Origin of the sequence: Sphingomonas immobilis, assembly GCF_030580995.1 — a bacterium.
Lineage (GTDB): Bacteria > Pseudomonadota > Alphaproteobacteria > Sphingomonadales > Sphingomonadaceae > Sphingomonas > Sphingomonas immobilis.
In genome coordinates this window covers 221181-243748 of the sequence record NZ_JAUQSZ010000002.1, presented here as the reverse complement: position 1 = coordinate 243748, position 22568 = coordinate 221181, and the positions used below count along the sequence as shown (strand labels likewise).

Below are 22568 nucleotides of genomic sequence, written 5' to 3'. Positions count from 1 at the left end.
TGCCCTGCCGATGGAGGATGCCGCCCCCGCGCCGGGCCCGCCGCGGCCCGCGATCTACCGTCACCGTGCCTCGACGCGGCTGTGGCACTGGGTCAACGCGGTCACGATCATCATCATGATCGGCAGCGGGCTGACGATCCTCAACGCGCACCCGCATCTCTATTGGGGGGCGTACGGCGCGAACTACGATCACGCGTGGCTGCACACGCCGCGCTGGCCCGGCTTTCTGACGATTCCGGGCCATTACAACCTCGCGATCGCGCGGCGCTGGCACCTGCTGTTCGCGCTGGTGCTGGGGTTCGGCCTGCTGAGCTATATGATCGTCAGCGTCGTCAACCGCCACTTCCAGCGCGATCTGCGCGTGCGGGCGAAGGAGCTGTCGGCGCGGCATCTGTGGCACGACCTGAAAGAGCATCTCGCCTTCCGCTTCCACGATGCGGCGAACCCGGGTGCGTACAATATCTTTCAGAAGCTCTCCTACGTGCTCGTCGTCTTCGGGCTGATCCCGACGATGATCTTCACCGGCCTCGCCATGTCGCCGGCGATGGATGCGGCGTGGCCGTGGCTGCTCGATCTGTTCGGCGGGCGGCAGTCGGCGCGGTCGATTCACTTCATCGCGGCGAGCGGACTGGTGGTTTTCATCATCGTCCACCTCACCCTCGTCATCCTGGCGGGCGCGTGGAACGAGGTGCGCTCGATGGTCACCGGCCGCTGGACCGTTCCCGATGAGGAAGAGGCATGAGCGGCATCCTCACCCGCCGCGCGCTGATCACGGGGGGCGCCGCCTCGGCCGGGCTGCTGCTCTCGGGCTGCGACCAGGTCGCGCAGGTGCCGGCGTTCCGCAAGATCCTGCTGTCGGGCGACGCGATGAACCAGGGCCTGCAACGCGCGCTGTCGGACCGCGCTGCGCTCGCGCCCGAATTCAGCGAGGCACAGATGTCGCCGCGCTTCCGCGTCAACGGCACGCACAAGCCGGTCAATCCGGCCTACGACGCGCTCCTCGCCGAGAATTTCGCGAGCTACCGGCTACAGGTCGGCGGCCTCGTCGATCGCCCCCTCGCACTGTCGCTCGCGCAGATCCGCGGCATCCCGGCGCGCACGCAGATTACCCGCCATGACTGCGTCGAGGGCTGGAGCGCGATCGGCAAGTGGCACGGCCCGCTGCTCGGCACGATCCTGAAGGCGGCGGGGGTGCGGAGCAGCGCGCGCTACGTCGTTTTCACCTGCGCAGATCTGATGGACGGCAAGCCCTATTACGAATCGATCGACCTGATCGACGCCTTCCACCCGCAGACGATCATGGCGTGGGCGCTCAACGGCCACGCGCTCAGCGTCGGCCACGGCGCGCCGCTGCGCCTGCGGGTCGAGCGCCAGCTCGGCTACAAGCACGCGAAATATGTGATGAAGATCGACGCGGTCGCCAGCCTCGCCGGTATCGGCCTCGGCAAGGGCGGATATTGGGAAGATCATGTCGATTACGATTGGTATGCGGGCATCTAGGGTCGAAACTCAACTAGAACACGGATCGTGATTGCCCGGAGAAGCCCGCCGGCAAGGAACGCAGCGCAGACGCGTAGCTGAAGCTACGCGCAAGCAAGTGACGTAGCCGGCGGGCTTCTCCGGACAACCCCTTCGGGGCGGGCCGATTTTGGCGCCACGCGGCGCCCCCGCGTCGGTCACGATGGAAATCCATCGCTCCCTCCTTGCGCCTTGCCTGGCGCCAAAATCGGCTCCGTCACGACCGCGTTCTAGTTGAGTTTCGACCCCCATTCGTTACGCTGCCGTCCATGGCGCTGATCGACATGTTCCTCTCCGCGCGGGTGAAGCGCGGGCAACTCACCCTCCACGACGCAGACGGCAAGACCAAGGTTTTCGGGACGCCCGACCCCGATTTCCCGACCGTCACGATCCGCTTCACCGACAAATATGTGGTCGGTTCGATCATCCGCGATCCCGGCGTGGGCGCGGGCGAGGCGTATATGCACGGCCGCCTCGTCGTCGAGCAGGGCGATATCCGCGACCTCATCAACCTGCTGACCGGCAATGATCCGTGGGAGGTGGCAGGCGATTATTTCCTCCCCCCGCTTCCGGTCCGCGCGCTGCAGGCCGTCACGCACCGGCTCGGCCGCATCAACATGGCGCGCCGGTCGAAGAAGAACGTCGCGCATCATTACGATCTCAACGACCGGCTCTACGATCTCTTCCTCGACGCCGACCGGCAATATAGCTGCGCGTACTTCACCGATCCCGCCAACAGCCTGGAACAGGCGCAGGCCGACAAGAAGGCGCATATCGCCGCCAAGCTCGCCATCGAGCCGGGCATGAAGGTGCTCGATATCGGCTGCGGCTGGGGCGGGATGGCGCTGTACCTGCACGAGAAGCTCGGCGCCGAGGTGCTCGGCATCACGCTGTCCGAGGAACAGCTCAAGGTCGCCCGCCGCCGCGCCGAGGAAGCGGGCGTCGCCGACAAGGTGCGTTTCGAACTGATCGATTACCGCGACGTGACCGGTCCTTTCGACCGCATCGTCTCGGTCGGCATGTTCGAGCATGTCGGCCCGGCGCATTACACCACCTTCTTCAGGAAATGCCGCAGCCTGCTGACCGACACGGGCGTGATGCTGCTCCACACGATCGGCCGTGCGGGCAAGCGCGGCGTCACCGACAAATGGACGGCGAAATACATCTTCCCCGGCGGCTACAACCCGGCACTGTCGGAGATCGTCGAGGCCAATGAGGGCCTGCGCTTCATGCTCACCGACGTCGAGGTGCTGCGGCTGCACTATGGCTACACGCTCGATCACTGGTACGACCGCACCGTCGCCGCGAAGGACGCCATCGTCGCGCTTTATGACGAACCGTTCTTCCGCATGTGGACCTTCTACCTTGCGGGCGCGGCGGCGGCGTTCAAGAACGGCAGCCTCGTCAATTACCAGCTGCAATATTCGCGCGACCGCCACGTCCTGCCGATCACGCGCGATTACATGATCGCGGGCGAGCGGGCGTTGCGGGGCTAACCCAGCCCCGCGCGCACCAGACCCTCCAGCGCGCCCGCGTCCACATCGGCCAGCGTCTTGATGTAGAGACAGCCTTTCCCGCGCTTATGCTTGCCGAGCCGATCGAGCAGCGGCTGCTGCGCGTCGAGATCGCAGCTGAGATAGAGCGCGAACTTGCCCGCGCGCGGCGAGAAGCCGACGCGGCAGATGCTGCCCTCGTGCCCGCTGTCGTATCTATAGTGGCGCACGCCGAAGCCGACGATCGCCGGGCCCCACATCGTCGCGCGCTCGCCCGACACGCGCGCCATCAGCGCGGCGAGCGCATGTGCGTCGGCGATGCGCGCGGGCGGCTCGATGCCGCCGAGAAACGCATCGACGCTCACCGCCGTCGCCCGCGTCTTGTTCGCCGCCGCCATCGCCCCCTCCCCGTTCGAGTCGCGGCGACAGTCTAGCGCGATTCATATCCGGCGCGCATGGTCGGCACCGCCAGCAACATTACGTTACTTGCATCGCCGGATCGGCTACGGCTTTCCCGGCTTATGATCCTGCTCCGCATCCTCGCCGCCTTGGCCCTGCTCGTTCCCGCCGCCGTCCAGGCGCAGGATTCGGACGGCGAGATCTGGGTGTCGGGCTGGGCGACCGGCAAGGTCTCGGGCAAGCTGCTCGCCTCGGTCGACGTGTCGCTGCGCGCCGACGACAAGGGCACGCGCAGCCCCACCCTCCTGCTGCGCCCGCTGATCGGCGTGGCCGTCACCAAGCGGCTGAGCCTGTGGGGCGGCTATACCTATGTCGCGACCTATCCCGATGCCGGCCCCAATGCCACCGGCGTCACCGCCGAACACCGCGCGGTCGGGCAGATCCTGTGGAACCCGCCGCTGCCGGGCCGCAGCGCGCTCGTCGCGCGCACACGCATCGAGGCGCGCTTCGTCGAGGGGCAGGCGGGGACGGGATACCGCCTGCGCGAGATGCTGCGCTACACCCACCCTATCTCGCGCGGAAAGACGCTGATCGTGCTGCAGAGCGAGCCCTTCGTCGCGCTCAACGATACCGCCTTCGGTCAGGCCGGCGGCATGGACCAGATCCGCAACTTCGTCGGCGTCAACGTGCCCGTCGGCAAGGGCCTGAGCACCGACCTCGGCTATATGAACCGCTATATCTGGCGCCGCACCGGCAACGACCGCATGGACCATATCGCGGCGACCATGCTGATCTACCGCTTTTGACATGGTCGTCGCCCCGGCGCAGGCCGGGGCCTTTGGGCGATTTGACGAAGCAGCCGCCACAAACGCAGCGGCCCCGGCCTGCGCCGGGGCGACGACGGAAGGCTGGCGTCACGATAGCCTGCCGCCTATCCGCCTCCCATGACCCCCGCCCCGCTCACCCGCCGCGCGATCGCGCGGCAGGCGTGGCCGATCATGCTCGGCCAGATCACCGTGCCGCTGGTGGCGCTGGTCGATACCGCGATCATCGGGCGGACTGGCGACGCGGCGGCGCTGGCGGCGGTGGCGCTCGGCGGGTTCGTCGTCACCTTCCTGTTCTGGGCGTTCGGCTTCCTGCGCATGGGCATGACCGGCCTCACCGCACAGGCGCACGGCGCAGGCGACGCGCGCGAGGTGCGGGCGCTGCTGCTGCGCGGGGTCGCGGCGGGGCTCGCGCTGGGGGCCGCGCTGTTCGCGCTGCAGATCGTGCTGATCCCCGCCGCCTTCGCGCTGATGAGCGGATCGGCGACGCTCGACCATGCCGCGCGCGGCTTCGTGGCGGCGCGGCTGTTCGGTGCGCCCGCGGCACTCGCCGGCTTCGCGATCAACGGCTGGCTGCTCGCGCTCGGGAGGACGCGCCACGCATTGCTGCTGCAGGTGGTGATGAACCTCGCCAACGTCGGGCTCGATATCCTGCTGGTCTGGCATTTCGGCTGGGGCGCGCGCGGCATCGCCTTCGGCACGGCGAGCGCGGAGTGGGTCGCGCTGGCGACCGGGCTCGGCATCGTCACGCATCTGCTCGGCCGCGAGGGCCGCACCGCGCTGCGCGCCGAAGCCGCTCATGCCTTCGAATCTTCCGCGCTGAGGCGACTGTTCGGCGTCAATGCCGACATCATGGTGCGCACCGTCGCGCTGCTGGCGATGTTCGGCTGGCTCGCCAACGCGGGCGCGCGGCTCGGCGACGTCGCGCTCGCCGCCAATCACGTGCTGCTGCAGTTCGTATCTTTCTCCGCCTTCGTGCTCGACGGGTTCGCCTTCACCGCCGAGGCGCGCGTCGGCGCGGCATTCGGCGCGCGCGACCGGACGGCGATGCTCCGCGCGATTCGGCTGACGGGGGAGTTCTGCGCCGCAACGGGGCTCGCCTTCGCGCTCCTGATCCTCACCTGCGGCGGGTCGCTGATCGATCTGCTGACGAGCAACGCCGCCGTCCGCGCCGCCGCGCTTCCGCTCATCGCCTTCGCCGCGGTGCAACCGCTGATCGGCGCGCCCGCGTGGCTGCTCGACGGCGTGTTCATCGGCGCGACTCGGGGCAGAGCTTTGCGCAACGCCGCGATCCTCGCGACCGCGCTCTACATCGCGGTCGACCTGGCGCTGCGGCCGTTCGGCGCGGCCGGGGTGTGGATCGCGCTCACGCTCAGCTACGTCTTTCGCGCCGGGGCACTCGGCCTGTGGTTTCCCGCGCTGCTTCGTGACGCCAAGGGCCCACGAAGCCTTGCCGAACCGGCCGTCGGACCCTAGACGCCCGCCCCATGACCGATTCCTCCATCAAGCGTCCCGCCGGCGACGCCGGCATAAACCGTGTCGTCCTCGCCTATTCGGGCGGCCTCGACACATCCGTCATCCTCAAGTGGCTCCAGCAGACCTACAGTTGCGAGGTCGTGACCTTCACTGCCGATCTCGGCCAGGGCGAGGAGCTGGAGCCGGCGCGCAAGAAGGCGGAGATGGCGGGGGTCAAGCCCGAGCATATCTTCATCGACGACCTGCGCGAGACGTTCGTCAAGGATTACGTCTTCCCGATGATGCGCGCCAACGCGCTTTACGAGGGGCTGTACCTGCTCGGCACCTCGATCGCACGGCCGCTGATCGCCAAGCGCCAGATCGAGATCGCGCGTCAGGTCAACGCCGACGCCGTCAGCCACGGCGCGACCGGCAAGGGCAACGATCAGGTCCGTTTCGAGCTCGGCTATTACGCGCTCGCCCCCGACATCAAGGTGATCGCGCCGTGGCGCGAGTGGGATCTCACCAGCCGCACGCGCCTGATCGAATTCGCCGAGCAGCACCAGATCCCGGTCAGCAAGGACAAGCGCGGCGAAGCGCCCTTCTCGACCGACGCCAACATGCTCCACACCTCGTCCGAAGGTAAGGTGCTGGAAGACCCGTGGGACGAGGTTCCCGACTATGTCTACTCGCGCACCGTGAACCCGGAGGACGCGCCCGACACGCCCGAGGTCATCACGATCGATTTCGAGCATGGCGACGGCGTCGCGCTCAACGGCGAGGCGATGAGCCCCGCGACGCTGCTGGAGGCGCTCAACGAGCTCGGCCGCAGGCACGGCATCGGTCGCCTCGATCTCGTCGAGAACCGCTTCGTCGGCATGAAATCGCGCGGCATGTACGAGACGCCGGGCGGCACGATCTATCACCTCGCGCATCGCGGCATCGAGCAGCTCACGCTCGATCGCGGCGCGGCGCACCTCAAGGACGAGCTCGCGCCGCGCTATGCCGAGCTGGTCTACAACGGCTTCTGGTTCTCGCCCGAGCGCGAGATGCTGCAGGCGGCGATCGACCACAGCCAGGACAAGGTGACCGGCACCGTCCGCCTCAAGCTCTACAAGGGCGGCGTCTATGTGACGGGGCGGAAGTCGCCCTATTCGCTCTATTCGGAGAAGGTCGTCACCTTCGAGGACGATCAGGGCGCCTACGACCAGCGCGACGCGGCGGGCTTCATCAAGCTCAATGCGCTGCGCCTGCGGCTGCTGGGGCGGCGCGACCGGGAGTAAACAGGTCATCCCAGCGAAAGCTGGGATCTTGTGGAGGCGGGTGCGCCCGCGCCCCGAAAGACCCCAGCTTGCGCTGGGGTGACGATGCTGGGCCTAACGCGCCATTAACCCTGTTGCGCTAGGCCGCAGGGATGGCGACCCGGTCCGATCGGCAGGCATTTTTCGGCGATATCGCGGTGGCGTGCCTGCTGGCGCTGGTGCTCGGTGGCGTGTGGGCCCTGCGCGACTGGCCGAACCTCTCCGCGCTGCGGCTGCCCGATACCGATGACGTCATGCGGCTGCAGCAGATCCGCGACTGGCTCGCGGGGCAGCGTTTCGCCGATCTTTCGCAGCACCGGCTCGGTGGGGGGCTCGCGATGCACTGGTCGCGGCTGGCGGACCTCGTGCCGGGCGCGATCATCGCCGCGCTGACGCCGCTGACCGGCGCGCACGCCGCCGAACTGACCGCCGTGATCGTCTGGCCGGGCGCGCTCTTCGCCGTGGCGCTGGCGCTGGTCGCGCGCATCGCCCGCGGCCTTGACGCCAATATCGCGCGGACCGCCATAGTGGTCGCGGCTATCGCCTACCCCGCGACGACGATCTTCCTGCCCGGCCGTATCGATCACCATGGGCTTCAGGTGGTGCTACTGCTCGTCGCGATCCACGCGTCGCTGTCCGTTCCGACGTTGCGCGCGGGCGTCATCGCGGGCGCCGCGACGGCGGCGAGCCTCGTCGTCGGGCTCGAAACCGCGCCGCTGCTCGGCGTGCTCGGCGCTTTGCTGGTGGTGGAGTGGCTGCGCGGTGGCACCGGCGCGCGCCTGCTCGGCTTCGGCATCGGCACGGCGGGAAGCCTGCTCGCCGCGTCTTTCGTGTTTCACACCGACCAGTGGCTCTACCCCGCCTGCGACGGCTTCACCGCCACCGCCTGGCGCGCGGAAATGATCCTCGCGGTCGCGCCCGTCGCGATGGTGCTGGCCGGACGCCACACGCGGCACCGCCTCGCCGTCGCCGCCGTCACCGGCGCGATCTTCACTGCGGTCGCACTGGCCGTTTCGCCGGCCTGCCTCTCCCCCTACGGCGCGGTCGATCCGCTGCTCAAGACCCTGTGGCTCGGCCGCGTCGGCGAGGCGCAGGCGCTGTTCTCCGCGCCGCTCGCCACCGCGTTCGGCTATGCCGGGGTGATGACCGCGGGGACGCTCGCCTCGGCGTGGCAATGGCGGCGCACGCGCGATCCGCGCTGGGCGGCGCTGTTCGCGCTGCAGCTCGCCGCGGTCGCGCTGACGTGCGTGCAATTGCGCGGGGCCTATGCCGGCGCGATCCTCGCCGCGCCTGCGCTGGCGGCGGTGATCGCGGCGGCGCGGGCGCGCGGCGCGGGGTTCCTCGCGGCGGCGTGGCTCGGCTCGGCGGGGATGATCTATCCGATCGCCGCACAGGCACTGACGCCCGCCGCGAAGCCGTCCACGCAGACCTTGACCGGCGATTGCACCGGAGCGCCCGCGCTCGCCCGCCTCGCCACGCTGCCGCCCGGCCGCCTGCTCGCCCCGCTCGATCTCGGCGCATGGGCGCTGCCCGCCACGAAGCTGGACGTGGTCGGCGCGCCGTACCACCGCAACAACGCCGGCAACCTCGCCGTCTACCACTTCTTCCTCGGTTCGCCGGACCAAGCCGCCGCCATCGCCAGCCGCTGGCGGGTGCGCTATGTCGCCGTGTGTGACGACAGTTTCGCCGAATTGCCCGTGACCCCGCGCTTCGCAGGCCAGCTCCGCGCCGGGCATGCGCCCGCCTGGCTGCGCCCGCTCGGGCATCGTGACGGCCTGTCGCTCTACGAAGTCGCGCCCGCTTCGTGACGCCGGTTCCCAAGCAGTGGTGGACGACGCGCTGGTTCATCGCGCTCGTCATCGTGCTGAGCGCCGTGCCGCTGTTGTGGCCCACGATCCCGCCGCTCACCGACCTGCCCGGACACATCGGCCGCTACCGCGTGATGCTCGGCACCGATGCCGCGACGCTCGACGCCTGGTATCGTTTCGCATGGCGGCCGATCGGCTATCTCGGCGTCGATCTGTCGGTCGCCGCGCTTGCGCCGCTGCTCGGGCTCGAGCCCGCGACCAAGCTGATCGTCATCCTGATCCCGGTGCTGACCGTCACCGGCATCCTCTGGCTGAGCAAGGAGGCGCACGGCCGCGTGCAGCCGACCGTGCTGTTCGCGCTGCCCTACGCCTATAATCTCGCCTTCCTCTACGGCTTCGCGAACTACACGCTGGCGATGGCGCTCGCGCTCAACGCCTTTGCCTTGTGGCTGCGGATGGGGCGCGGCGACTGGCGCGTGCGGGCGGCCGTGTTCGTGCCGCTCGCCTGCGTCATCTGGACGGCGCATCTGTTCGGCTGGCTATGCCTTGGCGTCGTGATCTTCTCCGCTGAGGTTGCGCGCCAGCGCGCCGCCGCGCACGGCTGGCCGCAGGCGATGCTTCGGGCCGGGATCGCCTGTCTCCCGCTGGCGCTGCCCGTTCTGATGTTCCTCGGCTGGCATCCCGGCAGCGGCGGCGCGAGCGACTGGCTGGAAAGCCTGCGCCTGAAGCCCGGCTGGCTGGTGATGGTCCTGCGCGACCGCTGGCAGATCTTCGACGTCGCTTGCGCCATTCTGATCGCGCTGCTCCTTCACCGCGCCTTCCGCGATGCGCGCGTGAAGTCCGCGCCGATGCTGCTCGCCGCCGCGATCGGCATGCTCGCCCTGTTCGTCGCCATGCCGTTCGGCGCGGCCTATGCCGACATGCGGATCGCGCCGTACGTCATCATCCTCGCATTGCTGTCGATCCGCATCGGGCCGAAGATCAGCGGGCGCGAGCGGCGGCTGGTCGCGGCGATCGGCCTCGCCTTCTTCCTCGTGCGCACGGCCGCGACCACGGCGAGCTTCGCCATCGAAAGCGCCGACTGGGACCGCCACCTCGCCGCGCTGAACCACGTACCCAGGGGCGCCCGCGTCGTCGCCTTCGTCGCCAACAGCTGCGACCAGCCGTGGCGGATGGCGCGGAGCGGCCATTTGCCCGGCATGGCGATCGCACGGCGCGCGGCCTTCTCCAACGACCAGTTCGATGCGGAGAGCGGCACCGCGCTGATGACGGTCACGGCGCCCGGCATCGCCGGCTTCGCGCACGATCCCTCGCAGATCGTGATGGACGCGCCCTGCCCGCAAAGCCCCGAATTCCGCACCCTCGACCAGGCGCTGACGCAACTGCCGCGCGACCGGTTCGACATGGTGTGGCTCATCACCCCGCCGCCCGGTTTCGCAACGCGCACCGCCGGGCTGAGGCCAGTCTGGAGCGACGGGCGCGATTTCCTGTTCGCCATTCCCCATCGCGGCTTGTCGCAACCACAGCCCGCGCCCTAAAGCGAAGCGATGGAGGAGCCCGCCCAAGCGCCACGCTGGTGGCAGACGCGCCTGTTCGTCATTGCCGTCACGCTGATCGCGGCGCTGCCGCTTCTGCGCCCCGAGATTCCGCCGCTGGTCGATCTGCCCGGCCATATGGGTCGCTACCGCGTGCAGCTCGCGCTCGCGGACCATCCGTTCCTCAACGAGTGGTTCGATTTCCGGTGGCAGCTGATCGGCAATCTCGGCATCGACCTGCTGATCATTCCCTTCGCGAAAGTCTTCGGGCTGGAGCTCGGCGTGAAGCTGATCGTCATCGCCATCCCCGCGCTCACCGTGTCGGGCCTGCTGTGGATCGCGCGCGAGGTGCATGGGCGCATCCCCGCAACCGCTTTGTTCGCGCTGCCGCTCGCTTATGGCTATCCCTTCCACTTCGGTTTCGTGAACTTCGCTTTGTCGATGGCGCTGGCGTTCAACGCCTTCGCGCTCTGGCTGCGGCTGGCGCGGACCGGGCATTTCCGGCTGCGCGCCGGGCTGTTCCTGCCGCTCTCCTGCCTGCTGTGGCTGTGCCACACCTTCGGCTGGGGCGTGCTCGGCGTGATGGCGTTTTCTGCGGAGCTGATGCGCCAGCACGATGCCGGGCGGCGCTGGCACCGCGCCTTCTTCCACGCCGGTGTCGCCTGTATCCCGCTTGCGCTGCCGATGGCGCTGATGATCTTCTGGCGCAGCGGCGATCACGTCGGCGGGCAGACGGCGGACTGGTTCAACTGGCAGGCCAAGATCGGGTGGATCGTGATGGTCTTTCGCGATCGCTGGGAATGGTTCGACATCGCCAGCATGGCGGTGGTGCTGATGATCCTCATCAAGGGCCTGCGCGACCCGAACATCGAATATTCGCGCAATCTGGGGCTTTCGGCGGCATTCCTGCTGCTGGTCTTCATCCTCCTGCCGCGCATCGTGTTCGGATCGGCCTATGCCGACATGCGGCTGGTGCCGTTCATGATCGCGATCGGCGTGATCGCGCTGCGGCCCAAGGCCGGCCTGTCGATCCGCGGCACGTCGGTACTGGCGACGCTCGGGCTCATCTTCTTCCTCGTGCGGATCGGCGCGACGACGGCGAGCTTCTGGATCTACGCGCAAAGCTACGAGCGGCAGTTGAAGGCGCTCGATCATGTGCCGGTCGGCGCGAAGCTGGTCAGCTTCGTCGGCGAGAAATGCTACAGCGACTGGTCGGGGCACCGGCTCGAGCATCTGCCCGCGATCGCGCTGGAGCGGCGACTGGCCTATTCGAACGATCAATGGTCGATGGCAGGCGCGCAGTTGCTGACGACACGCTACGCCGCCGCCAAGCGGTATGCGCACGATCCATCGGAGATCGTGACCGGCGTGCAATGCCCGCGCGAATGGTGGCGGCCGATCTCGACCTCGCTGGCGCGCTTCCCGCGTGAGGCTTTCGATTACGTCTGGTTGATCGATCCCCCCGCCTATGATGCGCGGCTGGCGACGGGGCTCGTGGAGACATGGCGCGACGGCAACAACGTGCTCTACCGCGTCGACCACAGCCAGCCCGGCCCGGTGGTGAGCGACGTCGAGCTGCGCGCGCCGCTCACCCCGCCGCGGCGGCGGGTGCAGTAAGTAACGCCCGTTCGCCCTGAGCTTGTCGAAGCCTGTCCTGAGCGGTTGGCTTTGCCAGCCAGCCGAAGGGGTCTGTCCTTCTTGGCACGAAGAAAGAGCAGGGCTTCGACAAGCTCAGCCCGAACGGTGTTGGGGGATCAAGCCTTCCTGAACGGCGTCAGCTCGTTCAGATACGCCTGATCATTCTCCACCGCCGCCCGCTCGCGCACCAGGAAATCGGCGATGGCACGGCGGAAATTGGGGTCGGGGATGTAATGCGCCGACCAGGTCGGCACCGGCGCATAGCCGCGCGCGAGCTTGTGTTCGCCCTGCGCGCCGGCCTCCACCACCGTCTTGCCGAGCGCGATGGCGGCGTCGATCGCCTGGTAATAGCAGAGTTCGAAATGGAGGAAGGGCACCTCCTCGGTACAGCCCCAATAGCGGCCGTAGAGCGTATCCGCGCCGATCAGGTTGAGCGCGCCGGCGATCGGCCGCCCGTCGCGCTCGGCGAGCATCAGCAGCACCGCGTCGCCCATCCGCTCGCCCAGCAGCGAGAAGAAGGCGCGCGTCAGATACGGCCGCCCCCATTTGCGCGATCCGGTATCCTGATAGAAGCGCCAGAAGGCGTCCCACGCGCCTTCGGTCAGGTCGCTGCCGGTCAGGTGCCGCACGGTGATGCCGCCCTCCAGCGCGTTGCTGCGCTCCTTGCGGATCGCCTTGCGCTTGCGGCTGGAGAGCGCGCCGAGAAATTCGTCGAAGCTGGCATAGCCCTGGTTGCGCCAGTGGAATTGCGTGCCCTCGCGGATCAGCCAGCCCGCCGCCTCGAACAGCGGCACCTGATCGGGCGACACGAAGGTCGCATGCGCGGAGGACAGGCCGTGGCGCTGCGTCACCGCCTCGAGCGCGCCGATCAAGGCAGGGCCGAGGCTTTCGTCGCGCAGCAGCAGGCGCGGACCCGGCGCGGGCGTGAACGGCACGGCGATCTGCAGCTTGGGATAATACTCGCCGCCCGCCCGCGCATAGGCATCCGCCCAGCCGTGATCGAACACATATTCGCCCTGGCTGTGGCCCTTGGCATAAGCGGGCGCGACCGCCGCCGCGCGGCCGTCCGCACCGTCGATCACCACCGGCACCGGCTGCCACCCAGCCTCGGCGGTGGCGCTGCCCGAGTCTTCCAGGATCGAAAGGAAGGCGTGGCTGAGGAACGGGTGGCCGGCCCCCGCGCACGCATCCCAGTCGGCGGCGGGGACGGAGGCGAGGCCATCGGCGATTCGGGCGGTGACGGCGTTCTCGTTCACGCCCTTTAGCTAGGGCGCGCGAGCACTTACGGCAACTTACTCGCCGAAGCCGGTCGCGCGATACAGCAGGGTGATCGCGACGCGGCGGTTGCGCGGGTCGCTCGGGTTCTTCTCGATCATCGGCTGGCGGTCCGCCACGCCCTCGATCCGGTTGAAGCGATTCTCCGGGATGCCGGCATTCGCAAGCCGGCGGCGCGTCGCCTCGGCGCGGCCGGTCGACAGCATCCAGTTGTTCATCGCCAGCGGGTCGCCGTAGCCCAGACTGTCGGTATGGCCGCGAATCATGATCGGGTTCTGCAGCCCCTTGAGCGATTCGCCGATCATGCCGATCAACTGCGCCGCCTTGGGGTCGAGCTGCGTCGTGCCGAGCGCGAACATCGAATAATCGGCATCGTCGACCAGATCGACGCGCATGCCGTCGCGGGTACGCACGAAACGGACGTGGCTGCTGAGCTTCGACAGCTGCGGGCTCGACGCCATTTCCTGCATCACGCGCTTGCGCATCGTGTCGAAATTCTTCGAATCCTCCATCATCGAGGATTTGTTCTTGAGCGAGCCCTGGTTGCCGGTGCCGACCTGCGGCCCCCCGGTCGCATCGACCGGGATCGTCATGGAGCGCGTGCCGGTCTGGCCCGAACCGTGCGGATAATTGTCCTTCGCGGTGATCGAATCGCCGCCGAAGAAGCCGTTCGAACCCGCGCTGTTCTGCTTCAACTGCACCAGCGTGGGCGAGAAATAGTCGGCGATCGACTTGCGCTGCTTCTCGGACGTGGCACCGAGCAGCCACATCAGCAGGAAGAACGCCATCATCGCCGTCACGAAATCGGCATAGGCGACCTTCCACGCGCCGCCGTGATGGCCGCCGTGTCCCTCGATATAGACCTTCTTGTAGATGATCTTCGGGGGTTGGTTCGATCCGTGAGGGGCCCTCGCCGCCATCTCTTAACGTCCGCGCAGGCCGTCGAAGACTTCGGCGAAGCCCGGCTGGTTGCTGTGCGCGATGCCCGAGCGCGCCGCCTCGATCACCAGCGGCTGCGGATGGCCGTGGAGCGACGCGATGATGATCTGCTTGACGACGTGATAGATCGCGCCGTCGGCATCGATCACCTGCTTCAGCCGGTTGGCGAGCGGCGCGACGATACCGTAAGCGAGCAACACGCCCATGAACGTGCCGACCAGCGCCGAGCCGATCATGCCGCCGAGGATGGCGGGCGGCTTGTCGATCGAGCCCATCGTCTTCACGACGCCGAGCACGGCCGCGACGATGCCGAGCGCGGGAAGCGCGTCAGCGAGGCCGGCGATCGTGCCGGCAGGGCCTTCGACCTCGTGGTGATGCGTCTTGATCTTGTTGTCCATGACCTCCTCGACCGCATGCACGTCGAGCGTGCCCGAAGAGACGACGACGAGGCGCAGCGTGTCGGCGATGAGATCGACCAGCGAATGGTCCTTCAGCAGGCGCGGATATTCGGCGAAGATCGCGGAGGACTTGGGATCTTCGACATGCGGCTCCAGCGCGATCGGACCGTCGGTACGCAGCATCTTCATCAGCTTCGACACCAGGAAGATGACGTCGAGATAATCCTGCTTCTTGTACTGCGGGCCCTTGAACACCTTGCCCAGGCCGCCGCCGAACGCCTTCAGCTCCTTCATCGAGTTGCCGATGATGAGCGCGCCGACGGCCGCGCCGCCGATGATCAGCATTTCGTGCGGGATCGCCTCCATGACGGGGCCGAGGGCGCCGCCGGTGATCGCGAACCCGCCGAAGATCATGACGAGGAGGACGACAAGGCCAATTATGACGAACATGGCTGGCGAAAATCCCCCTTGAGACACGGAAACGCGGTCATATGCTTAAACGACCGGAAGGCCTGTCGATTAACCGGCTTTCGTCGCCATCCGGTTACCAGCCTGCCGATTCTTTTTCGGGGCCTGCACAGGCACCAAATCGCCCGTTCGTGCTGAGCGAAGTCGAAGCACGTGCCACCAGCGGAATCGCCCGTAACACGTCCTTCGACTTCGCTCAGGACGAACGGTAGCGGGGGCGATCAGGCCCCCACCGAAATTACTTCAGATAATCGAACAGCGAGAGCGAGCTGAGCTTGGTGAAGCTCGCCTGCGTGGCGGAGAGGACCGTCATGGTCTTCTGCAGCTCGGTGATGGCGGCGGTGATGTCGGTATCTTCCAGCGCCGACCGATCGATCTCGCGATTCGCCGCGACGTCCTTCAGCCGCGTCGCCTCGAGATCGACGCGCTTGGCGCGCGCGCCGACCGCGCCGTGGACGCTCGTTATCTGGTTGAGCGCCGTCGTGACGTCGGTGCTGGCCTGCGACGTGTCGCCGCCGCTTTCGAGCGCGTCGGCGAATTTCGAGAGGACACCGAAGACGTCGGTCGCGCCGCTCGTCGTGGTGAGGCCGCCGAACACGCGGCTCGCGCTGTCGGTCGCCTGGATCGAGACGTCGTCGCCGATCGGGATCGAGGCCGGATCGCCGGTGCCGGTGAAGCTGTACGTGCCGTCGCTGTTCTTGGTGACGGCGGTGTCGCCGGTCGCGGCACCGTAGAGCGGCTGGCCGCGCGCGTCCTTGGTGTTGGCGAGGTTGGCGATATCGTCGAGGATACCGCGAATCTGCACCGCGATCGTCTTCTTCGCCGAATCGGTCAGCGTGCCGTCGTTCGCCTGGACCGCCAGCTCGGACGCCTGCTGCAGCCGGTCCTCGACCGCCGTCAGCGTCGTGTCGGACTGCTGGAGCACGCTCTGCGCGAGGCCGATGTTGCTGCCATAGGCGGTATCGTCGGCGGTGCCCTGCTTGATGTTCGCCAGCCGCTGATAGGCGACCACGTCCTGCGACGGATCGCTGAACTTCTTGGTGGTCGAGATCTGCGTCTGGATGTCGTTCGCCTTGCCCGTCAACTGCTGCATCAGCGTCGTGTTGCGGTTGTAGAAGGCGTTGGTGCTGATCTGCATGGCGTGGGTCTCAGCGGATATCGAGGATGGATTGCAGTGTCTCGCGCGCGACCTGGATCACGCGGCTCGACGCCTGATAGGCTTGCTGGAAGCGCATCAGATCGACCGCTTCGGTATCGAGATTGACGCCCGACACCGCATCGCGCGCGCTGACGGCGCCGTCGTGGATCGACGTCTGCGCCTCGGCCACCTGCTTGCGGCTGGCGAGCGTGGCGGCGTTGTTGGCGGTGATCTGCGTCGTGTTCGATTCGAACGCGCCCGACGTGCGCAGGGTGGCGAGCGCGGTCAGGTTGCTGTTGTCGCGCGGGCCGCCGCCGACCGCCGCCGCGGCGATGCCGCGCGGGTCGCTGAGCGTCAGCGTGACGTTGGTGCCGGTCGCGCTGAACATCGCGGTGCCGGCATTGGCGTCGAGATCGCGGCCCTGCGCCTGCACGGCGTTGACGCCGTCGGTGAAGGACTTGGCGACCGCCGCGAGCTGCGTCTTGGCGTCGGCGATGCGCTGCGCGCCGTCGACGACACCCGCGAGCGCGCCGCCCTGCGGCACATAGCCGGTGACGGTGCCGGTGCGATGCACCGCGAACGAGACGTTGCCGCTGTCGGAACGCACGTACGTCACCGCGCCGGCGTCATTGCCCGCGACCAGCACCGGGCCGGTCGCGTTGCCGAGCTTGACGCTCGCGCGGCCGGCGGCATCGAACGACACGCTCGTGTCGCTGATCGCGCTCATCTGGTCGAGGATCTGGTCGCGCTGGTCGAGCAGTTGCGCGGCACTGCTGGTGCCGGGCGCGGTACGGCTGATGCCTTCGTTGACCTTGGCGAGCGTCGCGGCGAGGCCGTTCAACTGCGAGACCGCGGTCTCCGCCGTCGTGTCGAGATCGACGTTGATCGCGTCGAGCGCCTTGCCCGTCGCGGTGAACGCGCCCGCCACCGCGCTCGCCGAGCCCAGCATCGCGGTGCGCGGCGCGCTCGCGGTGGGATCGGACGCGACGGTGGTCGCGGAATTGAAGAATTCGGTCAGCCGGTCGCCGAGCTGATTGCCCGTCAGCGCGCTCTCGATGCCGGTCAGCCAGGTGATGCTCGTCTCGCTCTTGGCGAGATCGGTCGCGGCGGAGCGAACGTCGGCCGAACGCAGCTGGTCGGCCTGGCGCACCGTGCCGGTGACCATGACGCCATTGCCCGCGACAGCCTGACGCTGGATCGCACCGCTCGGCGCCGCGATTTCCGCAAGGCCGGTGGTGCGGCGCGCATAGCCGGTGGTGCCGGCATTGGCGATATTGTCGGACACCGTCGTGAGCGCGCTCTGATACGCCCGCACGCCGCTCGCGCCGATGTTGAGCATGTCGCTCATTTGGTGGTGCTCTCAGCCGAAGCAGCCTGGAGATTCGCCTGCGATTTCGACAGGAACTCGGTCATCGCCTTGCCGATGCCGAGCGGTGCATGCTCGGCCATCGTCTTGGCGAATTGCTGGTCCTGCATCTCGCGGAACGTGTCGCCGGCCTTCGATCCGAAGATGTCCTCGGCCAGATGCGGCGCGCGCATCGACTTGACCATCATCGACGTGAAGACGGCCTCGAACTGCTTGCCCGCAGCTTCGAGGTTGGCGCGGCTCGCCAGACGGCTGGCGTCGACGTCGACCCCCTGGGTCGGCGCCGCAACCGTCGAAAGGTTCGGAACATCGGTCACAGGATGATCAACTCCGCTTTCAGCGCACCGGCTTCCTTTAGCGCCTCGAGGATGGCGACGAGATCGGCCGGCGACGCGCCGATGGCGTTGACCGCCTTCACGACGTCGGCAAGCTTCGGCGACGCTTCGATGATGAACATCGGATGCTTTTCCTCATCGACCCCGACGCCGCTCTTCTGCAGCTTCTCGGTCGTGCCCGTGTTGCTGAAGGGGGCCGGCTGGCTGGCCGTTTCCTTCTCGTCGATGCGCACCGTCAGCTTGCCGTGGGTGACGGCAGCTGCGCCGACGCGCACCGTGCTGTTGATAACGACCGTCCCGGTGCGGGCATTAACAATTACTTTCGCGGGCGGCTCTGCGGAGACCACGTCGAGGTTCTCGATCTCGCTCATCAGCGTCGCGCGGACATCGCCGCCGACCGGCGCGCGCACCGCCACCGACACGGCGTCGATCGCCTGAGCGGTGCCCGCGCCGAGGCGGCTGTTGATCGCGCCCGCGACGTTCTGCGCGGTGGTGAAATCGGCATGGGCGAGGTTGTAGGTCAGGTTCGGCGCGGTCTCGAAACCGGTCTGCACCGCGCGCTCGACCGTCGCCCCTTCGGGGATGCGGCCGGCCGAGGGAATGTTGACGACGACCGAGGAGCCGTCCTTGCCCTCGGCACCGAGGCCGCCGACCGCGAGGTTGCCCTGCGCCATCGCGTAGATCTGGCCGTCCGCACCGAGCATCGGCGTCAGGATCAGCGCGCCGCCACGCAGCGACTTGGCCTTGCCCATCGATGCGACGGTGATGTCGAGCTTCTGGCCCGGCTTGGCGAAGGGCGGCAGTTCCGCCGTCACCATCACCACCGCGGCGTTCTTCAACCCCGGATTGACGTTGGCAGGCAGTTGCAGGCCGAAACGCGAGGCGACCGCCTTCATCGACTGGATGGTATATTCGAGATTGTCGTCGCCCGACCCCGGCAGGCCGACGACGATGCCATAACCCGTCAGCTGGTTGCTGCGGATGCCCTGAAACGTCCCCAGATCCTTGATCCGGTCGGCATAAGCCGGCGTCGCGACGAGCATCGCGGCGATCAGGATGAGCAGTTTGCGGATCATGGAAGGCACTTTCATCATCAGAACGGGCTGATCACGCCGAAGAAGCGGCTGAACCAGCCCTGGCGGCTGGCGCGGGCGACGTCGCCCTTGCCGGTATAGGCGATCTGGGCATCGGCCACGCGCGTCGACAGAACGCGGTTGTTGGCGTCGATATCGGCCACGCGGATCAGGCCCTTGATCTGGACGAACTCGTCGCCGCGGTTGAGCGTGACGCGCTTCTGCCCCTGGACCAGCATCGTGCCGTTCGGGAAAACCTGGCTGACGGTGACGCTGACTTCGCCCGACAGCGTGTTCGACTGCGCGGCGGTGCCGCTGCCGTTGAAGTTGCGCGCGCCGCTGATCGAGGCGTCGCTCGCCTGGAACAGCGCGAGGCTGCCGGTCTTGGGCGGGGTCAGGCTCGCGCCGCCGCCCGAATCGAGCTTCGAGCCCGCCGACTTTGACGCGGCGGTGCTTTCCACCAGCACGATCGTCAGCGGATCGCCGACGCGGCGTGCGCGTGCGCCTTCGTAAAGCGCGGCATAGCCACCCTCGGCGTGGAAGATCGAGCCGTCGGCGACCGGCGCCGCGACGGGGGCCGTCGGCATCACCGCGGTGAAATCCACGGGCGGCTTCTTCTTGCCGAGCAGGCCGGCATGCGCCGCACCGGGCGTGAGCGCGGTGACGAACAGCGCGCCGAGCGCGCCGCCGATGAGGTATTTGAGTCGTGTGGTCATCATGGTGAACACACCCTCACAGATTTTGGTTAACATATTTCAACATGTCGTCGGTCGCGGAGATCATTTTCGAATTTACCTCGTACGCGCGCTGGGTCTCGATCATGTCGACCAGCTCCTCGACGACGTTGACGTTCGATGCTTCGAGCATCCCCTGGCGGATGCTGCCGCGCCCGTCCTGCCCGGCGATGCCGAGGTTGGCGGCGCCCGAAGCTGCGGTTTCGGCCAGATAGTTGTCGCCCTTTGCCAGCAGGCCTTCCGGGTTGGGGAAGCTCGCGATCTGCAACTGGCCGAGGTTCTGCGCCTCGGCCTGGCCCGGCACGGTCGCCGAGACGGTGCCATCGGTGCCGACGGTGATCGCCGACGCGCCTTCGGGGATCGTGACGCCGGGCATCACCTGATAGCCTTCAGACGTGATCAGCAGACCCTCGGGGCTGCGCGAGAAGTTGCCGGCGCGGGTATAGCCGAGCGTGCCGCCCGGCATCTGCACCTGGAAATAGCCGTCACCATCGAGCGCCATGTCGAGGCTGTTGCCGGTCGTCTGCATCGAGCCCTGCGTATCGATGCGCGCCGTGCCCTGGATGCGCACGCCGGTGCCGAGGTTGAGACCGGTCGCGTATTTCGTCTCGGACGTGCTCGGCGCGCCGGGCGCCGTCACGGTCTGATAGGCGAGCGTCTCGAAGGCCGCGCGGTCGCGCTTGTAGCCCGTCGTGTTGACGTTCGCGAGGTTGTTCGAGATGACCCGCATGCGCATGTCCTGGGCGTCGAGCCCGGTCCGCGCGATGTGCATTGCTGCGCTGCCCATATCCTTACGTTCCTTCTATCAGCTCTGGATGCGCATCACGGATGCGGCGTTCTCGTCCATGGTCTTGGCGTCCTTCATCAGGTTCGCCTGGACCTCGTAGCTGCGCTGGTTCTCGATCATGTCGACCAGCGCCTGAGTCATGTTGACGTTCGATCCTTCGAGCGCCCCGCCCTCGACCTTCGCCTCGAGATCCTCGGGCAGCACGCCGCCGCCCTTGACGTGGAGGAGGTTGTCGAGCCCCTTGACCGTCTCGGTGCCCTTGGGGCTGGCGATCTTGATCTTGTCGATGATCTGCGGGTTCGTGGCATCGCCGCCCTGCGGCACGATGATGACGGAGCCGTCGCCGCCGATCTTGACGCTATCGGCCGGTGGCACCGTGATCGGCGCGCCCGAGCTGTTCATCACCGGAAAGCCGTCGCCAGTCTGCAAAACGCCCGACAGCGTGACCTGCAGGTCGCCGCGGCGCGTATAGGCCTCGGTCCCGTCGGTCGCCTGCACCGCCATCCAGCTTTCGCCGGTGATGGCGACGTCGAGCGGGCGCCCCGTCTGCATGATCGCGCCGGGCTTGCGATCGGCGTCCATCACCTCGGCCGAGGCCGGGCTGCGCGTGTCGAAGCCGGAACCCGTCAGGTTCAGCCGGTCGAACACCACGCGATCGGACCGGAAGCCGATCGTCGAGGCGTTCGCCATGTTGTTCGCGATCGCGGCCTGCGACGCGAGATGCGCCTTCAGGCCCGATGCCGCGGTATAGATCAGCTTGTCCATTCAGGGGCTCCGTGCGCTTCCTAGGATCAGCTCTGGATCTGGAAGATGGTCTGGATCAGCGAGCTCTGGATATCGAGCGCCTTCGAGTTCGCCTGGAAGTTGCGCTGCGCCGAGATCAGATTGACCAGTTCCTCGGTGATATCGACGTTCGATCCCTCGATCGTCGACGACATCAGGCCGCCGTAGCCGCTGTCGCCAGCCTGGCCGAGCTGCGGCGAGCCGGACACGCCGGTCTGCTGCCAATAGCTGTTGCCGACCTGGCGCAGGCCCGTGGGCGTGGTGAAGTTCGCCAGCGCGACCTTGCCGAGCAGCTTGTTGTCGCCGTTCGAATAGCTCGCCGTGACGAGACCGGTCGAATCGACGCTGATGCCCGAGAACTGGCCGACGGCCGCACCGTCCTGGCTGCGCGTATTGACCGAGAAGCCGCCCGCCGTCTGCGCGGAGCCGGCGAGATTGAGCGAGAAGCTCTGCGCGACGCCGCTCGAGGCGGGGGTGAAGCTGTCATAGGCGACCGCGGCGGTCGGCGTCAGCATCGTGCCGGTGGTGTCGAACGACACCGGGGTCGCGGCGACGCCGCCCGTGGTCATCTGCTGGCCGTTGACGTAGCTGTAGGCGTTCCACGCGGTCGAGGTGGCGGTGTCGTTGGCGCTGTCGCGGACGAAATAGGTGGTCATCGTCATCGCGTTGCCGGCGGCGTCGTACACGGTCGTCGCGGCCGAGCCGTTGTAGCTCGACGGATCGCTCGGCGCGAAGGCGTTGGCGGGCGTGGTCGCGCCCGACTGCAGATTGACGTCGAGCGCGACGTTCGCGGTCGGCTTGGGCGTGCCCGAAATCTCCGGGATGGTGAGCTTGGTCAGGCTGCCCATGTCGGTCGCGGTCGGCGTGCCGTTGGCGTCGACCGGATAACCGAGCAGCGCGGAACCCTGCGCATCGACGATGTCGCGGTTGCTGTCGACCGTGAAGCCGCCGTTGCGGGTATAGGCCAGCGTGCCGTTGAGGCCGTTGGTGCGCACCGCGAAGAAGCCGTCGCCCGAGATCGCGAGATCGAGGCCCGAGGTCGTCGTCTTGAGGTTGCCCTCACCGAACTGCTGCACGTTCTGCTTCAGCGTCGCGCCCATGCCGACCTGGCGGCGCGGATCGGTCGTGAAGTTCGACGCGATGACGTCGGCGAAGTCGCTGCGGCTCTTCTTGAAGCCGTTGGTGCCGACGTTCGCGAGGTTGTGCGACGTGACGTTCATGTCGGCCTGGGCAACCTGGAGACCGCTGAGCGAGGTGTAGAAGGACATGGTTTACTCCTGAGGAACTGGGGTGCGGGGGTT

Annotated in this window: 21 protein-coding genes; 9 read left to right on the top strand and 12 right to left on the bottom strand. The window is 67.6% G+C overall.

Translation table 11 applies throughout. The features are described 5' to 3' along the window. Window positions 1–10: 10 nt before the first annotated feature. The 3 genes from Q5H94_RS04240 to Q5H94_RS04230 all read left to right on the top strand — a co-directional run bounded on the left by Q5H94_RS04240 (window position 11) and on the right by Q5H94_RS04230 (window position 3014). Window positions 11–742: a cytochrome b/b6 domain-containing protein gene (locus Q5H94_RS04240; protein ID WP_304560163.1), complete on the top strand. Its 732-nt coding sequence runs from the start codon at window positions 11–13 to the stop codon at window positions 740–742. Next, the gene (locus tag Q5H94_RS04235; RefSeq protein WP_304559975.1) at window positions 739–1500 is read left to right on the top strand and encodes a molybdopterin-dependent oxidoreductase; all 762 of its coding nucleotides are present in this window, start codon (window positions 739–741) and stop codon (window positions 1498–1500) included. Before Q5H94_RS04240 ends, Q5H94_RS04235 begins: the two co-directional genes overlap by 4 nt. A gap of 287 nt (window positions 1501–1787) precedes the next feature. Continuing rightward, the gene (locus tag Q5H94_RS04230) at window positions 1788–3014 is read left to right on the top strand and encodes an SAM-dependent methyltransferase (protein ID WP_304559974.1); all 1227 of its coding nucleotides are present in this window, start codon (window positions 1788–1790) and stop codon (window positions 3012–3014) included. On the opposite strand, the gene Q5H94_RS04225 is transcribed toward Q5H94_RS04230, so the two are convergent. Beyond that, entirely contained in the window at window positions 3011–3409 is a 399-nt protein-coding gene (locus Q5H94_RS04225; protein ID WP_304559973.1) for a DUF1801 domain-containing protein, read from the bottom strand. The genes Q5H94_RS04230 and Q5H94_RS04225 overlap by 4 nt on opposite strands. A 123-nt stretch (window positions 3410–3532) precedes the next feature. On the opposite strand from Q5H94_RS04225, the gene Q5H94_RS04220 reads away from it, so the two are divergent. From Q5H94_RS04220 to Q5H94_RS04195, 6 genes are all read left to right on the top strand, one after another. Next, the gene (locus Q5H94_RS04220) at window positions 3533–4216 is read left to right on the top strand and encodes a DUF2490 domain-containing protein (protein WP_304559972.1); all 684 of its coding nucleotides are present in this window, start codon (window positions 3533–3535) and stop codon (window positions 4214–4216) included. A 138-nt stretch (window positions 4217–4354) separates the two neighbouring features. After that, window positions 4355–5710, top strand: a complete 1356-nt coding sequence (locus Q5H94_RS04215) for an MATE family efflux transporter (RefSeq protein ID WP_304559971.1) — start codon at window positions 4355–4357, stop codon at window positions 5708–5710. An 11-nt stretch (window positions 5711–5721) separates the two neighbouring features. Further along, window positions 5722–6972, top strand: coding sequence for an argininosuccinate synthase (locus Q5H94_RS04210; protein WP_304559970.1), 1251 nt, complete (start codon window positions 5722–5724; stop codon window positions 6970–6972). Between the two features lie 131 nt (window positions 6973–7103). Next, window positions 7104–8798 carry a hypothetical protein gene (locus tag Q5H94_RS04205; RefSeq protein ID WP_304559969.1) on the top strand — a complete coding sequence of 565 codons (1695 nt, stop codon included), beginning with the start codon at window positions 7104–7106 and terminating at the stop codon, window positions 8796–8798. Next, window positions 8795–10336, top strand: a complete 1542-nt coding sequence (locus Q5H94_RS04200; RefSeq protein ID WP_304559968.1) for a glycosyltransferase family protein — start codon at window positions 8795–8797, stop codon at window positions 10334–10336. The genes Q5H94_RS04205 and Q5H94_RS04200 overlap by 4 nt, the downstream gene beginning before the upstream one ends. A gap of 9 nt (window positions 10337–10345) precedes the next feature. Beyond that, complete coding sequence (locus tag Q5H94_RS04195) at window positions 10346–11950, top strand: hypothetical protein (RefSeq protein ID WP_304559967.1); 1605 nt, start codon at window positions 10346–10348, stop codon at window positions 11948–11950. 137 nt (window positions 11951–12087) lie between these two features. Here the strand turns inward: Q5H94_RS04195 and Q5H94_RS04190 are convergent, their stop codons facing one another. The 11 genes from Q5H94_RS04190 to Q5H94_RS04140 form a co-directional block, all read right to left on the bottom strand. After that, window positions 12088–13227, bottom strand: a complete 1140-nt coding sequence (locus Q5H94_RS04190; protein WP_304559966.1) for a GNAT family N-acetyltransferase — start codon at window positions 13225–13227, stop codon at window positions 12088–12090. Between the two features lie 36 nt (window positions 13228–13263). After that, a complete protein-coding gene (locus tag Q5H94_RS04185; RefSeq protein ID WP_304559965.1) occupies window positions 13264–14166 on the bottom strand; it encodes a flagellar motor protein MotB in 903 nt (300 codons plus the stop codon). A 3-nt stretch (window positions 14167–14169) separates the two neighbouring features. Next, entirely contained in the window at window positions 14170–15033 is an 864-nt protein-coding gene (motA, locus tag Q5H94_RS04180; RefSeq protein ID WP_304559964.1) for a flagellar motor stator protein MotA, read from the bottom strand. Between the two features lie 256 nt (window positions 15034–15289). Then, entirely contained in the window at window positions 15290–16189 is a 900-nt protein-coding gene (locus Q5H94_RS04175) for a flagellin N-terminal helical domain-containing protein (RefSeq protein ID WP_304559963.1), read from the bottom strand. Between the two features lie 10 nt (window positions 16190–16199). Then, entirely contained in the window at window positions 16200–17537 is a 1338-nt protein-coding gene (flgK, locus tag Q5H94_RS04170) for a flagellar hook-associated protein FlgK (RefSeq protein WP_304559962.1), read from the bottom strand. Continuing rightward, window positions 17534–17872: a rod-binding protein gene (locus tag Q5H94_RS04165; RefSeq protein WP_304559961.1), complete on the bottom strand. Its 339-nt coding sequence runs from the start codon at window positions 17870–17872 to the stop codon at window positions 17534–17536. Before Q5H94_RS04165 ends, flgK begins: the two co-directional genes overlap by 4 nt. Continuing rightward, entirely contained in the window at window positions 17869–18966 is a 1098-nt protein-coding gene (locus Q5H94_RS04160; protein WP_304559960.1) for a flagellar basal body P-ring protein FlgI, read from the bottom strand. Before Q5H94_RS04160 ends, Q5H94_RS04165 begins: the two co-directional genes overlap by 4 nt. 17 nt (window positions 18967–18983) lie before the next feature. Next, window positions 18984–19679, bottom strand: coding sequence for a flagellar basal body L-ring protein FlgH (locus Q5H94_RS04155; RefSeq protein WP_304560162.1), 696 nt, complete (start codon window positions 19677–19679; stop codon window positions 18984–18986). 16 nt (window positions 19680–19695) lie between these two features. Further along, entirely contained in the window at window positions 19696–20484 is a 789-nt protein-coding gene (flgG, locus tag Q5H94_RS04150; RefSeq protein ID WP_304559959.1) for a flagellar basal-body rod protein FlgG, read from the bottom strand. 18 nt (window positions 20485–20502) lie between these two features. Continuing rightward, on the bottom strand, window positions 20503–21249 hold the full coding sequence (locus tag Q5H94_RS04145) for a flagellar basal body rod protein FlgF (RefSeq protein WP_304559958.1): 747 nt from the start codon (window positions 21247–21249) through the stop codon (window positions 20503–20505). Between the two features lie 26 nt (window positions 21250–21275). Then, complete coding sequence (locus Q5H94_RS04140) at window positions 21276–22535, bottom strand: flagellar hook protein FlgE (protein WP_304559957.1); 1260 nt, start codon at window positions 22533–22535, stop codon at window positions 21276–21278. Window positions 22536–22568 lie beyond the last annotated feature (33 nt).